Here is a 15,516-nt window from a genome sequence, read left to right as displayed (position 1 = left end):
AAGGCCGCGATGAATGGGCGTTGTTTGTATCAACCACTTCCCTCTATAATTCCCGGCTATTTGACCATCGATACATGCAAAGGAGTGCCGTGTGCCTACCGTTTCGGAGCAGATTCAACAAATATTTATGGGCCTTCTCGGTCGCCCTGCCGCTGACGCAGGACTTGCCTACTGGGCAGAGGAGATCGAAAGCGGTCATCTCACCTTAGAGCAGTTTCGCGCCAACATCGTCAATGAACAACCCGAATATCTTCAGGGTCAAGGCTCTATGAGCCGTGAAGAGATGGTTATCGATCTGTACCACAATCTGTTCAATAGGGAGCCCAATCCCGAGGGGTTGGAGTACTGGGTCAGTGGCGGTGGCGCCGGGGTGAATGCCGATCAGTTGGTTTTGGCGTTGATCAATGGGGCAGGGGCGTCTGACCAATTCAACTTGGCCAAGAAGATAGAGGCCGTTGGCGCGGGGATTGACTCGGATGGTCAGCTAGAGCTGTTAGTGGCGCAGGACACGACTCTTGATGAACTGTTGGCGATGGTCGGTGTCGATGTTGGTGAAGTAAAGCAATTGACGTTGCTGGGCAGTGTGACGCTGACTCTGTCAGCCGATCAGGCGTATATACTGGCTTCCGACGCTATTGATATTGAGTACCTGAGCCCCTACGACTTTGACAATTCAATCATTGATGTTACGCCCACAATAGAGATTGACGTGGCCCAGGACCTGCAACTGTCGGAGATGTCGAACCTTGAGGCCAATCCCGATGTCCACCTGGTTGCCAATATCTCAAACGAAGCAGTCTTAACGCTGAGTGCGGAGCAGCTGGCCGGAGTGTTTGTCAATGAAGGCGTAAGAAAGGTTGCAGGGCAGCAGGGCAAGGTTGTGGTAGTGGATGCGGACATTGGGTTTCAACCCTATTTTTCAGTCGACCCCTGTGATGTTCTTCACTATGACTACGCCGGCAGCCTGTCCGACAGCTTCGATACTGCCAACGACATTGAGATACAGCGGTCCCTGACAGGATTTGATAGGCCCTTGCACGATGGTCCCTATTCGTACTTCTCTACAATTATTATTAATTTTCCAGAGTCGCCCCTTATAGATATCTCCAGAGACTCGTATATTGGCAATGAGCTGATTATCACGGCCAGCGAGGACCTGACTTTTCTGCAGCCGGTTGAGTTGGGGTCAGGGTTTAGCGTTGATTTCAGTGCGTTGGAGGGCCAGCTGCTGGGGATGAGCCTCCTCAACTTTCACGAGGTGAAGGTTGACGACATTCAGCCGGTCCCGGCAGGGTGTGAGCACTGGATTATACAGGGCAACAATTCAGGGACACGCATTGATATTGGACTTGGTGGAAACGTCGAAGGTACGGGTCACGGTTTTAGTACGGCTGGTGTGCCCATCTATATGGTCACTTCGCTCTACGATGCGGCAGATGGGGAGGATCTAAAGCACCACATTATGTTCAGCAGCGATAGCAGGGATATTGAAATTCTGGGCTTGAAGAGCAATCCCTTGGGCACCGTCAGCTTTCTGAACGTACCGACCAGCACCCACTTTCTGATGGAAGGTGATGGCCTGCAGACGTTTTCCGGTGGCTACGACAGTATCGGTAGTTTGTCCGCCAGTTATGCTGAACTGGTGGAGCAGTCCGTGGTGACGGTGACCAGTCTGGCAGAGAGCTTTGCACCCCGTACCCTAAAGGTGGCTGGGATTGACATCAATAATACCGAGCGCCTTCAAGTCGATGTAGTGGGTGGTGATTCTGTCATTGAGTCCCTGGCGGGCGACAGTGTCAAGAACCTGGTGCTGTCTTCATCGGCGGATGTCACCCTGGCTGGTGGTTTGGTCGGTCTTCCCGAGCTGGAATCGGTGGATGCCAGTCGGGTGACGGGGAAGCTGACCTTGCAGATGGCGGATTGTCATAACAATTTCACGAATGTCACCCTGACGGGTATTGATGCCATAGAAATTCCCCATGGCGGCTACCTGTCCATGAATGCTTCGCAATTGGACCAGCTCAGTGAAGCCAGCTGGCAAGTGATGCCTGACGAGTTTGGTCAGCAGCAGGCAGTATTGAACATCCACCTGGAGCAAGATGCCACCCTGAGCGAGATGCTGGACCTGAGTCTGTTGGGGGAGCATCTGCAGTTGCAGGTTTACGTGGCAAACGGCGCTACCTTGACCCTGAGTGCGGAGCAACTGGATAAATATTTCACCGAAGCTGGAGTTCAGTACGCAGAAGGCAATGTGGTAATCACCGACGCGGGCCTGGATTTCAATCCCTACACCACGGTGTTTACCGGTGTGAAGGGAGGAACCCTGCCCGCGGGAACATCACTGGAGTCGCCCTCGAATGTCACCTTGCTACAGAGCGAGGACGGTTATGAGCGCACGCCGGTGGATCTGGAGGGCTTGAAGTCCCTGGGCAGTGGTACCTGGACCTTCAGCGCCGACTTTATTGAAGCGGTTGGGGTTGAGAACTTCCTGCCTGCAGAGGGCGCCGAGGTTACCGTCAATGTAACGGATTTAAATGACCATGCTCTGGACCTGGATTTGATGGCTGGCAACGGAATCAACGTTGGTCTGGTGACCATCTGGGCTGCAGGGGCGGAGTTGCATGCCGAAACCACTCTGGGTGGGGCTGACACCGTGTTGATCGATCCCTTGGTCATGGATGCTACCCTCGAAATGACCGCGGCTCAGTTTCAGGGGATCGATGGTGGGAGCGTCGTCAGTGGTGACAGCGACTGCGGGTACGTTGCCAATGTTCTGATCGATCAATTGGAAGCTCTGGAGAATGTGGGAGATTCCAGTGATCGAATCGATATTGATTTTGGTGGGGTCTCCGTCAGTGGCAGCAGTACATTGCTGCTTGGTGCTCTGTCCAATGGTCAATATGCTACTGTTGCAGGCGGAAATGCAGATGTGGCCCTATCCGATTCGTCGATTTTGGGTGGCTTCATCGTAGGCCTGTATGATTTCAATGGTACCGGCAGCGAGATACAGGCCCCTGCTGGCGAACGCATCATATTCACGACTGCGGAGCAGGCCGGACGTGCGATAACCGTCCTGGGCAATGGGGCGTCCGATCGCGACACGCGCGTTGTTTGGGATTCCAGCTTTTTCAATGGCACCATAGACGCCTCCGGTTATGGACAAGAGCTGGGCGCTATCCAGGCTCTCGACAGTCTGGTGTCGGGTGTCGACATCGAATCTCTCATAGAGGGGTTGCATGCGGATATTCCGCTTCAGATATTCTCTGTAGAGTCCATTCCTGGATTTCCGTCATACCTTCATCGCCAGATCGTTGTCGAACCTTTTGCGCAGGTGCCGGAAGACGCGTTTTTGAATCAACAGCCAGAGTTTTCGGCCGAGTCCGTGAGTCTTACATTACAGGGGGGTTCCAGCATTGGCGATTTTCCTCTCGCTGGCGTGATAGCCCCAAATGCAGGCAATGTGAATTTCAGCAGTCTTAAAATTTCCTCCGAATTCATGTCAGAGCAGGGTGAGACACCATTACCAGGAGATCTGAATGTCGTAGGCGATATCCGTGCAGGCGAGAATGCCGGCTTGGATCTCATGAACATCGCGCTCAACACTTACGGTGCGCAGCTGGCCATTGGAGCAATCGAATTTTCCAGTGTTGTCGGCGAGAACACAGCGGTATTAACGACCGGCGGCGATGCCGCCATTGAGATCGTGAGTTTGAACCTCATCGATGGTGATATAGAAACGTTGCGCATTGCCATGTCCGGAATCGCTGATGTGAGCCTTCTCGGAACGGACGCTGAGGCGGCGATTATTGGTGAATCGTTGCGATTGATCGAGATCAGTGGCTCTGGATCCGGCAGTGTCAACCTGAGTGTGATTGATGGTGTCTCCCCCGATGATTTCAGGCTGGCCAACCAAGGTGCAGACGTCGTTGTAGACGCTACCCTGATCGGAGAGATGGACGGGTCGGCCTTTGAAGCCAAAGTGGTTGCCTACGACGCGGCGCTGCAGGCATTTGAGCAAGCTCCCAGCGAAGCCAGAGAAGCCACTTTACTGGGGGCCTACCAAACGTTGGCGGCAGCAGCAGACAATCCAGATGACTTTGTCAACTATGCTTTTGGCGCTGCCGTTAGTGCGGGTGACTCCGGTACTCAGGAGAATATCAGTGTTAACTATACCTGGAACCTTGATCTCCAGGAGGGCGACCAGATCACCTTTACGTCTGATACTCGACTGACAGCGGGTCGATTAAACCTGGGCGGAGCAGATCTCATCATCGAGGGTGAGGTAGATATGTCTACAGTTGCCGCTCTGGATGGTGTCGGCGGTTTGTTACTAACAGCAGGCAGTCAACTGATCTTGCCGCAGGCGCTGTTAGAGGAGCTGGATCTCGAACAACAATTGATCCTCGCCAGTGGGGAGGGTTCGGTAATCCTTTCCGCACAGGCGGACGGACTCTATTCGCTGGCGGCAGAGTCTATTGGAGACGCCGCAGAATCATTTAACCCAGACACGGACTCGGTGCTGATCCCGCATCTGGTCAGCGACAATCTGCGGGGGGATGGCACCTTGTTTCAACTAGGTGATGTCGCCGGTGAGGGCTTCGTTCTGAACGTCGATGCTGGATTGTTGGTAAACACTGGCAGCGATGTTGTTGACCTGGAGGCTGCATCGCAGATGGCCGAACTTGTACTGCTCAACACACAGATTAATGGCTTCGACGCCTTCTATTATCTGACTGACAATGGCGTGGATTCGGCTCTGTTTCTGTTCGACGACGGCAACGGCAATTCGGCGGTTGACGAAGGTGAAGTGAGCCATATTCTGACTTTGGCGGGGGTGGCCGATGCTACCGTGATGAGTTCAGAAAACTTTGCAGATTTCATGTAGCCAGCGAACCGCACCTTAAAATCGGACCCGCAATCGGGGGTCCGATTTGCAATGCATGGAAAGTTGTACCAAAAGGAGGTTATCCCATGTCAATCAGCTCGTTTGTACGCCGCGTTTTTTTATCGGGCTTCATCGCCCCCTTGTCGATAGCGGAACCCTTTCAGTCTGAGGTGCAGCTGCAGTACGATGATGCCACTGCCAATGACCTGGTGGATGAGGGTCGTGCACTGTATCTGCAGGCTCGTTATTTCTTCGCGCCTGTCGATGCCAGAGGCGCTCCGCGGAGTGAAGCGATATTTGTCAGTCGTGCCAGTGGCGTGAGTCTGATCTATGGAGATAGGCATTCTGATGTTGTCCGATACTTCGATCAGGCGTCAACCGACACTTCAACAGATGCTTTTTTGTTGTCAGGTACCTACACCCATGCCGCCAGTGGCTGGTATGCCGCCGCGGGCCGCCTGCATCGCGAAGAGGTGGACTTGGGGGTGAGCGAATTCGACGTTGAAGACTACAGGGTGACGGTTGGCAAGTATCTCGCGGGGAACACGACGCTGGCCTTTAGCCTCTCTCGAGCAGAAGAGGATTATCGCCAGGGCACCGAGACAGATGGGTATGGCATTAGCTTTCGCCATCTCGGTGCCTGGGCAGATTATAACTATGCTGTTGGGCTATCTTATGGCCGGCAAAAGCGCGATTACCCACTGCATAATGCTTACAGCCCGAGGGGCATTGTTCTGAGTCGGACTCATTCGGATTGATGGTGTGCACGCTGGGTGGCGGTGCGGAGTTCGAAACCGGTTCTCTGGATAATGAGAGCTTTTCAGCAGGGTTGAAGGTTCGTTTCTGAATATATTGAAGTGCCCATGAAACTTTTTCTATAACTCGCGTTCTGAGTAAGTAGATTTCATGACTCTCTCCTCTTTGCCTCGGCTTTGATCGGGGCTTTTTATTGCCTGAAGAAAAGTGTCTGGGGTTTGTGGTGGATATGCTTGTGACGACCTGGTGCCATGCGGTCACAGGCTGCAAGTGGGTTGCGGGAGCTTTCAGGGCTACATCTGGCGGAAGTGTGTTGCTTGTCGATGAGCGGGTAAATTCGGCAAGAAAGAATTCGGGAGGAGTTTATTGGCTCTACGGTAGCACCATGGTAGCACCAATAAAAAAGGGTTAGCGGCTGTTAACCTGCTAACCCTTTCGAAGATGGTAGCTAGGGGCGGACTTGAACCGCCGACCCCAGCATTATGAGTGCTGTGCTCTAACCAGCTGAGCTACCTAGCCATCGTTTCGAGGGGCGCTATTCTGCTGATTTGGGTGGTCGATGTCAAGGCTCTAACTTGCTGATTTTTGATGGTTTTCGGTGTTTTTTCGAATTTCTGAGCCGGCCTGTGGTTCAAATTGTGAGCCCTATGTCTCCAATGGTCGTTGCTGGCCATTTCCTGTCAGTCTAAAGTAGTTTTATCTCCTCATCGCAAGTAGGGAGGGGAGTTAATTGATAGAGAAAAGCTATGAAAGACCTGATTCTAATGGCTGCCATACCGGGGTTTCTGCTGCTGATGGCGCTGGAGCTGTGGTGGGATCGCCGTCGGGGGCTGGGGTTGTATCGACTCAATGATGCATTTGGCAGTCTTACACTGGGTATGATGAGCCGTACCACCAAGCTGATGCTGCTGAGCCTGGGGGCACTGTTTATGGATCGGGTGCTGCCGGAGGCTCGTTTGATGCAGTGGCCGGCGGGCAGTGTCTGGACTTGGGTGTTTACTTTTGTGGCTTACGACTTTCTCTATTACTGGTATCACCGCATGGGGCATACCATCAATATCCTCTGGGCCGGGCATTCCATTCATCACCAAAGTGAGGATTACAACCTTTCCACGGCACTGCGCCAGACCAGTACCGGCATTTGGGATTGGGTGTTCTATGCCCCGTTGTTGGTATTGGGCGTGCCGGTGGATGTGTTTCTCGCCTGCGCAGCCTTGAATTTGATTTACCAGTTTTGGGTGCACACTCAGGTGGTGGATAAGTTGGGTTGGATGGAGTGGGTGATGGTGACTCCGTCCAACCATCGGGTGCACCATGGTCAGAATCCGGAGTACATCGATAAAAATCACGGCGGTGTGTTTATCGTTTGGGACAGAATGTTCGGCAGTTTCCAGCCTGAATTGGAGGGTGTGGAGATTATCTATGGAGTGAGTCGGCCGTTACGCTCGCTCAATCCTGTGCGGGCCAATCTGCAAGTCTGGGCATCGCTGGCGGCGGATGCCTGGCATACTCGTTCCTGGTGGGACAAGTTGCGTATCTGGTTTATGCCGACGGGTTGGCGTCCAGCGGATGTGGTGGATGCCTATCCCATTGCCTCGAGTGATCTGCAGGCGTTTGAAAAGTTTGATCCCCCCTGCGACGTTAAAACCAGATTTTACACGCTGTTTCAGCTGGCCGCCGGTGTGCCTTTGTTGGTGTATTTTATGCTCCACTTCGATGGATTGAGCTACGGGATGCTGCTGTTGGGTTTTGCCATGGTAACGCTGCCTCTGGTAACCACCAGTTGGATGTTGGAAGGCAGAGGACGTTTTTGGGAGTGGCGACGCTTGTTGGGGTGTTGGGTGGGGTTTGTCTTGGCGTGGCCGACATTGGCGTCGAGCAGTGTTGCGGTGTTTGGTATTTATCTGTCGTTTAATTCGGTGTTATATCTATGGCTTTGGGGCTGGCAGGGTGCTTCAAGTCAGTTAAGCTCTTCGACTTGATATTCAGTGATCTCTTCCGCTGTAGAGAAACTGCGCTTGTGCAGTCTATTGTCTAATGCACTATGGACATCTTGGAAATGTACTGAGGATAATCGGGCCAGCGTTGAGAATGCCGGCCCGAGCGATTTCATTCGTTAAGTGATTCTATCCGTTAAGCCGTTTAGACGTTAAAGCGGAAGTGAATCACGTCGCCATCGGCAACGATATAATCCTTGCCTTCCAGGCGCCACTTGCCTGCATCCTTGGCGCCTTGTTCGCCGTTGTTTTCAACGAAGTCGTTATAACTGACGATCTCGGCGCGGATAAAACCTTTTTCAAAGTCGGTGTGAATTTTACCGGCGGCTTGTGGCGCGGTGGCGCCAACGGGAATGGTCCACGCGCGCACTTCTTTCACACCTGCGGTGAAGTAGGTGTGCAAACCCAGCAGGTCGTAGCCGCCCCGGATCACTCGGTTAAGGCCCGGCTCGTCCATGCCCAGGTCTTGCAGGAATTCCAGTTTTTCTTCGTCGTCCAGTTCGGCAATTTCCGCTTCGAGCTTGTTACAGATGGGTACGACAACGGCGTTTTCTTCTGCGGCGATGGCTTTCACGGTGTCCAGGTGAGGGTTGTCCTCAAAGCCGTCTTCGTCCACGTTGGCGATGTACATGGTGGGCTTGAGGGTCAGCAGAGAAAGCTCCTTCAATGCCTTCAGCTCGTCGTCATTGAGTGTGAAGCTGCGCAGGGGCTTGGCCTCGTTCAGGTGCGGCAGGATTTTTTCCATCAGCGCCTTCATTTTGATGGCGTGCTTGTCCTGCCCCTTGGCGGCTTTGGTAAAGCGGGCCAGGGCCTTTTCGCAGGTTTCCAGATCCGCCAGGGCCAATTCGGTGTTGATGACGTCGATGTCGGCCTCGGGGTTGATCTTGCCCTCTACATGGATGACGTTTTCGTCGTCAAAGCAGCGCACAACGTGGGCGATGGCGTCGGTCTCGCGGATGTTGGCCAGAAACTGGTTGCCCAGGCCCTCGCCCTTGGAGGCTCCGGCAACCAGGCCGGCAATATCGACAAATTCCATGGTGGTGGGTACCACCCGCTCAGGGCTCACAAGTTCGGCCAGTTTGTCCTGGCGTGGATCGGGTACGGGTACCACCCCGGAGTTGGGCTCGATGGTACAGAAGGGGAAGTTTTCCGCCGCAATGCCGTTTTTGGTCAAGGCGTTAAACAGGGTGGATTTGCCTACATTTGGCAGGCCGACAATGCCGCAATTAAAACCCATGGTGGTGTCTCGTCGATACTCGAAAAAGTCGGCTATTCTACACCACCGCGGGCTTTAAGCTCTACCGTCAGGGACTAGAACTGGTAACGGGCATCAATGCCCCAGGTCAGAGGTGCACTGACATCTGTATAAGCGGCGCCCAGATCGCTGGCGGCAAGCCCACCGGGTATGCCGGTGTACTGTTGGTCGAGCAGGTTTTTACCCCAAAGGGCCAGTAAATAGCGTTCATCGTCGCTGCTCCAGGCCAGGCGGGCGTTGAGGGTTTTCTTGTCGGCGCCAAAGTTTTCCAGATGTTCGTAGATGGGCAGATAGTCCGCATCATCCGGGCCAAAATCCTGCTCCTCAAAGATGTAGTCGATATGGACATTGAGAGAGCCCACTGGGATCTTCGGGGCCCAATCCAGGGTCAGGGTGTAGGCGGAGAGGGTTTCTTCCTCTTCTTTTTCGCCTCCGGCGGGGTTGCCCTGGGCGTCTACATAGTTCTGGTACTGGCTGTCATTGTCACGCATGGTGGTGACCAGCCCCAGCTGCAGCCTGTCGACGGGGATCCAGGTCAACGAAAGCTCCCAGCCGCTGATGTCTTCGTCGCCGCTGATAATGATTGGGGCCGCTAAGCCAGGTACTTCCGGGTCGGCGGAGGTGACCGACTTCTGGCGGTTTTCCATTTCCATATCGAAATAGCTGAATTGGGCGCGCAGGCGGCCGCCAAAGAAGTCGCCTTTGATACCCCATTCCAGGTTGGTGACTTCTTCAGGCTCCAGTGGGGTGACTGAGGAGTTCAGCACAAAGCTGTCGTAGCCGCCGGAGGTGTATCCCGTCGAGTAGGTGAGGAAGGTCATGGCATCTTCGCTCAGTTGGTACTGGACGACCATGCGCCCGGTGAGTTTGCTCCAACTGTCGGAGGCTTTGACTTCGGTGTCACTCACCAGGCCGACACCGCTAAGGCTTAAGGGGGACAGGAAGTTGGCCGCCGTAGGAATCAGGGCCGCAGCCGGCACTCCAAATTGTGCCAACAGTTGGCGTTCGGCGTTGAGTGTCGAGGCGAGGGTGGCGGTGGGGTTTTCCCAGGTGAAGTCTTTCTCGTCTCGTGAATAGCGCACTCCCATGATCAGGTTGAGTTTGTCGCTGACCGCCAGGTCGATATCGGCGTAGATACCCATGTTGGTGAACTTGCCGCTGTTGATCACGGATTCGGTCCAGCGGCTGCCGGCGTAGGAGGGGTCGATAAACCCGGCAGACAGAATGCTGTTATAGGGGGCGAGCAGGTCGCCGTAGCCCAGGGCGTAGAGTCCGCCCAGCAGGCCCTGGTATTCGGCGTTGGATTGCCCCAATGGGGCGCCGGTGAGCGCAGCTGAGAACATGGCCCAGTCGGTGGGGTCCCAGAGGCTGCTGATGCCAAAGGGGGCGCCCAGGGCTTGCAGCAGGCCGTTGGATACCTGAGTGGCCAGGCCTGACGCGGTTTCGGCGGTACTGGTGATGTCGGTTTGCTGGCTTTTGTTTTCGGATGACCAGGTCAGGCCGGTGACGAAGTGGACGCGCTCGGAGTCGTAGTTGAACTGCAGTTCGGTGTAGGTCAGTTCTGAGCTTTCGATGTTGTTGGTGTCCAGGTAGGTGAAGATGTTGCCGGTGCCGTCCTGGTCGTCAAGGTTGGTGACGTCGAATTCGCGGTGGTTGGCCCACCAGCTGAGGGACCAGTTGTCGTTGAGTTCGTGGTTGAGGCGGAAGCCGGCGGAGTACATGTCGCGGGTTTCTTCGCCGTTGGGTGTGTCGTTGGCGGTGCGGTCGAAGGAGAGGTTGCCGCTATTGTAGCCGACTGCTGAGCGGGGGCCGTTGTCGGTGTCGTCAAAGTCGTAGTTGATTTGCAGGCTGGTGCGTTCGGAGATGTCCCACAGCAGGGCCAGGCGGCCGGTGAGGGAGTCTTGGGTGTCCAGGTCTTCGCCGCCGGGGGCTGTGTTGTCGAGGTAGCCGTCCCGTTGGTTGGAAAGCAGGTTGGCGCGGATGGCAAGGTTATCTGTAAGAGGTATGTTGGCCATGCCTTCCCAGCGCATAAGGTCGTAGTTGCCGGCCTTGAGTTGAACGAAGCCTTCGATTTCGTCGCTGGTGGGTTTGTTGGGCACCATGTTGATGCTGCCGGCGGCGGCGTTACGACCGGCGAGGGTGCCTTGGGGGCCTTTGAGGATTTCGATCCGTTCCATGTCGGAGAAGGCGATGGTGGTGGCGGCTCTGGGCAGGTAGACGCCGTCATAGAAGGTGGCTACGGAGGCGTCTCCACCGGAGCTGATGTTGGCGCTGCCGACGCCGCGGATTTTCATGGTGGCCTGGGTGACGCCGTCGCCCACTTCGAATCCCGGGATGTAGTCGGCGATGTCGCCGAGGGCGAGGGCACCGGTGTTTTCCATGTTGCTGGCGGAGAAGGTGTCGATGGCGATGGGGACGTCCATGGCGCTTTGTTCACGTTTTTGTGCTGTGACTACGACTTCTTCGAGGCTGTAGCCGGCGGCTTGGGTGGGTTGGGCGCTCAGGGCGATGGCCAGGGCCAGTGGCACGGGGGTGAGGTGGCGTATGTTGCGCATGGGGCTCTCCGGATCGTTATTGTTGTCTCTGGGGGTTAATTTGGACGCAAAGTGGAGTGGGCGCTAACGCATTTTTGAAATTCGTAGGCGAAATTGGGCTGATGGATTTCTTAAATCCTTGTTTTGGGGGTAGCAACGCTGGTTTGGGCAGTATGTCCGATGGGGAGGACGACTGTTTGCCGTCAGGTTTCGCGTTTGATAGGTGCAAGGTGGAGCGGGTAGATTTGTAGGCTCGGGGTTGGTTGCCTCAAGCGGTGGCTGGGGCTTCCGTTTTGGAGCGAAGCCGCGCCCCTCCAGGGTGCCTTCAGTTGCCAAAAAGCCCAACAAAAAACGTTGGTCTTTTTGGCGCCTTCAGCGCTGGCTTTTGATGCTCCAAAACGAAATCCCCAGCCACCTTTTACATCGTGGTGCGTTTAGGTGGGTGCCTCATTGTTTAGGATTTGATCGGGTTTGTTGGTTGATGATTCGGTCGGATCCGCCAAAGGCGAGTCCGACAATCCTCGGTGGTGAGATTTACTGGGTTTTGATCCAGGCTTCCAGTTCGTCGGCGCCGCCGATTCTTTCGCCATCGACGAAGATCTGAGGCGTTGTGCCCTGGCCGCTGATGGCGGCCAATGAGCTATAGCTGACGCCGTGACTGCCCAGTTCTATTGCTTCGTAGCGCAGGCCGTTGTCGGTGAGGACTTGTTTGGCGCGGGCGCAGTGGGGGCAGCCGGGTTTGGACAGAACAGTGATGCGCTTGGGTTGCTCAGCGTTGGGGTTGATGTAGTTGAGCATGGTGTCGGCATCGGAGACCTGGAAGGGGTCGCCGGGCACGTCGGGTTCGATAAATTGTTTTTGGACCACACCGTCGCTGACGAGCATGGAGTAGCGCCAGGTGCGTTCGCCGAAGCCAAGGTCGGCTTTGTTGACGAGCATGCCCATGCCGCGGCTGAAGTCGCCGTTGCCGTCAGGCAGGAAGCGGATGTTGTCGGCGTCTTGATCTTCTTTCCAGGCGTTCATGACGAAGGTGTCGTTAACGGAGAGGCAGATGATGTCGTCGATGCCTTCGGCGGCAAACACCGGCGCCAGTTCGTTAAAACGCGGCAGATGTGTGGAGGAGCAGGTGGGGGTGAAGGCTCCGGGAAGGGCAAAGAGGATGACTTTTTTGCCGGCGAAGAGTTCTTCGGTGGTGACGTCGACCCAGTCGTTGCCGACGCGGGTGTGGAAGGTAACTTGGGGAATTCTTTGGCCTTCGCGATTCTCTAACATTGGTTTTCTCCCGTTGGTTGAAGTTGGGAGTAAGTATGGGGTGATCTTTTGGTTAGATAAAATTAATTGAATGAATTCAATCGATAGCTTTTATCAATTAATGGGTGGGAGATGGTCTCAGAGATGAGAGAGTGTTGTTGGATCAGTCGTCCTCGGACCGCTGTAGAGTCCCTTCAGTCTGTAGCAGCGCGCTCTGAGCGCGACCGATCCAGAGTGCCAAACCCCGTCGCCCTCTGAGCGGGCTGCTACAACGCTTCTCCGGGTAGCGGGTACAAGGGTTGCCCATCGAATCAGGCGGTATGAAGTTCCTTCATGGCGTTGTTCCACTCGCCCTTTACCAGCAGTGGCAGGATTTTGGTGGACTGATAGATGGCGTCTTCGGTTTTGTTGAAGTCTTCGGTTGGGGCTTTTTTGAGGACGTAGCTGGCCACTTGTTTGGCGTTGCCGGGGTGGCCGATGCCGAGCCGCAGGCGGGCGAAGTTCTTGTTGTTGCCCAGGGCGCTGATGATGTCGCGCAGGCCGTTGTGACCGCCATGGCCACCGCCGATTTTGAGTTTGGCGATGCCGGGTTCCATGTCGAGTTCGTCGTGGGCGACAAGGATGGCTTCGGGCGCAATTTTGTAGAAGTTGGCCAGGGCAGCTACAGACTGTCCGCTGCGGTTCATAAAGGTGGTGGGGATGAGCAGGCGCACGGGACGGTTGTCGATGTTGATCTGGGCCACATGGCCGAAGAATTTTTTCTCGGGGGCCAGGCTGGCGCCACACTGGCGTGCCACTTCGGTTACGAAGTCGGCGCCGGCGTTGTGGCGGGTAAGGTCATACTCGGCGCCGGGGTTGCCGAGGCCGACGATCATCTGAATCGGGGTGTCCATAGTGGGCTCGTGTCCTGTCGCAATTTAGAGCGCTGAAAAATAAAAACGGCCGGGAGTGTCGCCACTCTCCGGCCGTTCGTCAAGGCCTGCTACCGGGGCAGGCGCTTGTTGCGTTGAGTGTGCCTTACTCGGCAGCCTCTTCGCCACCTTCTGCTTCGCCTTCGTCAGCAGCGCTGCCCTTGGGCTTGTTGATAGAAGCAACAGCAGAGTCGTGGTCAGCACCGTGAGACAGGGCTACGGAGGTAACACCTTCTGGCAGCTTCAGATCGGAGATGTGAACGATCTGACCAGCTTCAACTTCAGCCAGGTCCACTTCGATGAACTCAGGCAGGTTGGATGGCAGGCAGGAAACTTCCAGCTCGGTCAGGTTGTGAGAAACCTTGCCGCCCTGCAGTTTGACGCCCTTGCTGGTGTCTTCGTTGACGAAGTGCAGAGGTACCTTAACAGTAACCTTCTTGTTCGCATCAACGCGCAGGAAGTCAGCGTGCATTACGATGGCTTTGGCCGGGTGACGCTGCAGGTCTTTCAGCAGTACGGACTCGGCATCGCCGCCCACGTTAATGGTGATCACGTGAGAGTAGAAAGCTTCGTTTTCCAGCTGCTTGATCAGATCCTTGTGTGGGATCTGGATGTTAACAGGCGCCTTGTCACCGCCGTAAATGATGGCGGGAGCTTGGCCTTCCAGACGACGCAGGCGGCGGCTCGCACCTTTCCCTGCATCCTCACGGATTTCGGCATTCAGTACAAAATCTTCAGACATGTGTCTTTCCTCAATCTAAATCTGCTCGGGTTCCGCGACCAGAAACACCGGCAGGTTGCTAAAAATCGCCGCTGTACGGCGGTTTTCTCAAGGCAATAGTCTTTTAAATCAAAGGCTTGCGCCCTTGATTAGCGGAACATTGCGCTCAGAGATTCTTCGTTGCTCAGGCGGCGTACCGCCTCGGCCAGCATGACCGACAGTGTGAGCTGGCGGATTCTACCACAATTCTTGGCGTCGTCACTCAGTGGGATGGAATCGGCTACGACCAGCTCATCCAGTACGGAGTTGGTGATGTTGTTCAGGGCGTTGCCGGACAGTACCGGGTGAGTACAGTAGGCGACGACTTTCTTGGCGCCGAATTCTTTCAGTGCCTTGGCTGCGCCGCAGAGGGTGCCGGCGGTGTCGACCATGTCGTCTACCAGCAGGCAAGTGCGACCTTCGACGTCACCAATCAGGTTCATCACTTCAGCGACGTTGGCTTTGGGGCGACGCTTGTCAATAATGGCCAGGTCAATGTCCAGCTGCTTTGCCAGTGCACGGGCACGAACCACACCGCCGATGTCGGGGGAGACCACGATCAGGTCTTCATAGCTCTGGGAGTTGATGTCGTCCAGCAGCACCGGGGAGCCGTAGACGTTGTCCACGGGTACGTCGAAGAAGCCCTGGATCTGTTCAGCGTGCAGGTCGACGGTGAGAACGCGGTCGACGCCGGCGCCTACCATCATGTCGGCAACCACTTTGGCGGTAATGGGTACCCGGGAGGAGCGAACCCGGCGATCCTGGCGGGCGTAACCGAAGTAAGGTACAACCGCGGTGATGCGACCAGCGGAGGCGCGGCGCAGAGCGTCGACCATCACAATCAGCTCAATCAGGTTGTCGTTGGTGGGTGCGCAGGTGGACTGAACCACAAATACATCGCGTCCGCGTACGTTTTCATTCAGCTCAACGGCGACTTCGCCGTCGGAGAATTTGCTCACGGTGGCGTCGCCCATGGGGATGCCCAGGCGTTCGACGATTTGGTGAGCCAGTTCGGGGTTGGCGTTGCCGGTAAAGACCATTAAGTCTGCCACGTGCGGTACCTTTTGTTTGTCGTTGCTGTCGATCGTTAACTAAAAGAGAGTAGCAGCCCAGGCTGTTTTTGCCTGATTCGAGTCCATTCGGTGAGCCACAATACAAAAACAGCCG

The 15,516-nt window shown here is 55.4% G+C and carries 9 protein-coding genes and 1 tRNA gene; 3 read left to right on the top strand and 7 right to left on the bottom strand.

The features are described from left to right. Positions 1–91: 91 nt before the first annotated feature. Both HBA55_RS11175 and HBA55_RS11170 read left to right on the top strand, forming a co-directional pair. Positions 92–4,885 carry a DUF4214 domain-containing protein gene (locus HBA55_RS11175; RefSeq protein WP_166990552.1) on the top strand — a complete coding sequence of 1,598 codons (4,794 nt, stop codon included), beginning with the start codon at positions 92–94 and terminating at the stop codon, positions 4,883–4,885. An 86-nt stretch (positions 4,886–4,971) separates the two neighbouring features. Then, complete coding sequence (locus HBA55_RS11170) at positions 4,972–5,643, top strand: hypothetical protein (RefSeq protein ID WP_166990549.1); 672 nt, start codon at positions 4,972–4,974, stop codon at positions 5,641–5,643. A gap of 440 nt (positions 5,644–6,083) precedes the next feature. Here the strand turns inward: HBA55_RS11170 and HBA55_RS11165 are convergent. Next, positions 6,084–6,160: transfer RNA gene (locus HBA55_RS11165), tRNA-Met, on the bottom strand. Positions 6,161–6,387: 227 nt separating this feature from the next. Here HBA55_RS11165 and HBA55_RS11160 point away from each other — a divergent pair. Continuing rightward, the gene (locus tag HBA55_RS11160) at positions 6,388–7,623 is read left to right on the top strand and encodes a sterol desaturase family protein (protein ID WP_166990547.1); all 1,236 of its coding nucleotides are present in this window, start codon (positions 6,388–6,390) and stop codon (positions 7,621–7,623) included. 160 nt (positions 7,624–7,783) lie between these two features. Here HBA55_RS11160 and ychF read toward each other — a convergent pair whose 3' ends face one another. The 6 genes from ychF to HBA55_RS11130 form a co-directional block, all read right to left on the bottom strand. Continuing rightward, on the bottom strand, positions 7,784–8,875 hold the full coding sequence (gene ychF, locus HBA55_RS11155) for a redox-regulated ATPase YchF (protein WP_166990545.1): 1,092 nt from the start codon (positions 8,873–8,875) through the stop codon (positions 7,784–7,786). 74 nt (positions 8,876–8,949) lie between these two features. Then, a complete protein-coding gene (locus HBA55_RS11150; RefSeq protein ID WP_166990542.1) occupies positions 8,950–11,448 on the bottom strand; it encodes a TonB-dependent receptor in 2,499 nt (832 codons plus the stop codon). A 513-nt stretch (positions 11,449–11,961) separates the two neighbouring features. Then, positions 11,962–12,699 (bottom strand): glutathione peroxidase, encoded by a 738-nt coding sequence (locus HBA55_RS11145; RefSeq protein WP_166990539.1) that lies wholly within the window; start codon positions 12,697–12,699, stop codon positions 11,962–11,964. A gap of 290 nt (positions 12,700–12,989) precedes the next feature. Beyond that, entirely contained in the window at positions 12,990–13,571 is a 582-nt protein-coding gene (gene pth / locus HBA55_RS11140) for an aminoacyl-tRNA hydrolase (RefSeq protein WP_166990536.1), read from the bottom strand. A 124-nt stretch (positions 13,572–13,695) separates the two neighbouring features. Continuing rightward, entirely contained in the window at positions 13,696–14,331 is a 636-nt protein-coding gene (locus HBA55_RS11135) for a 50S ribosomal protein L25/general stress protein Ctc (RefSeq protein WP_166990533.1), read from the bottom strand. A 128-nt stretch (positions 14,332–14,459) separates the two neighbouring features. Continuing rightward, complete coding sequence (locus HBA55_RS11130) at positions 14,460–15,389, bottom strand: ribose-phosphate pyrophosphokinase (RefSeq protein ID WP_166991003.1); 930 nt, start codon at positions 15,387–15,389, stop codon at positions 14,460–14,462. Between the last annotated feature and the right edge of the window lie 127 nt (positions 15,390–15,516).

Origin of the sequence: Pseudomaricurvus alkylphenolicus (genome assembly GCF_011683955.1) — a bacterium.
In the GTDB taxonomy this organism is placed as follows: Bacteria; Pseudomonadota; Gammaproteobacteria; order Pseudomonadales; family Cellvibrionaceae; genus Pseudomaricurvus; species Pseudomaricurvus alkylphenolicus.
This window is presented reverse-complemented; position numbering and strand designations above follow the sequence as displayed.

Excerpts from the sequence above, each read along its gene's own strand:
- HBA55_RS11170 (WP_166990549.1), top strand. The coding sequence starts at position 4,972 with ATGTCAATCAGCTCGTTTGTACGCCGCGTTTTTTTATCGGGCTTCATC.
- HBA55_RS11160 (WP_166990547.1), top strand. The coding sequence starts at position 6,388 with ATGAAAGACCTGATTCTAATGGCTGCCATACCGGGGTTTCTGCTGCTG.
- ychF (WP_166990545.1), bottom strand. The coding sequence starts at position 8,875 with ATGGGTTTTAATTGCGGCATTGTCGGCCTGCCAAATGTAGGCAAATCC.
- HBA55_RS11150 (WP_166990542.1), bottom strand. The coding sequence starts at position 11,448 with ATGCGCAACATACGCCACCTCACCCCCGTGCCACTGGCCCTGGCCATC.
- HBA55_RS11145 (WP_166990539.1), bottom strand. The coding sequence starts at position 12,699 with ATGTTAGAGAATCGCGAAGGCCAAAGAATTCCCCAAGTTACCTTCCAC.
- pth (WP_166990536.1), bottom strand. The coding sequence starts at position 13,571 with ATGGACACCCCGATTCAGATGATCGTCGGCCTCGGCAACCCCGGCGCC.
- HBA55_RS11135 (WP_166990533.1), bottom strand. The coding sequence starts at position 14,331 with ATGTCTGAAGATTTTGTACTGAATGCCGAAATCCGTGAGGATGCAGGG.
- HBA55_RS11130 (WP_166991003.1), bottom strand. The coding sequence starts at position 15,389 with ATGGTCTTTACCGGCAACGCCAACCCCGAACTGGCTCACCAAATCGTC.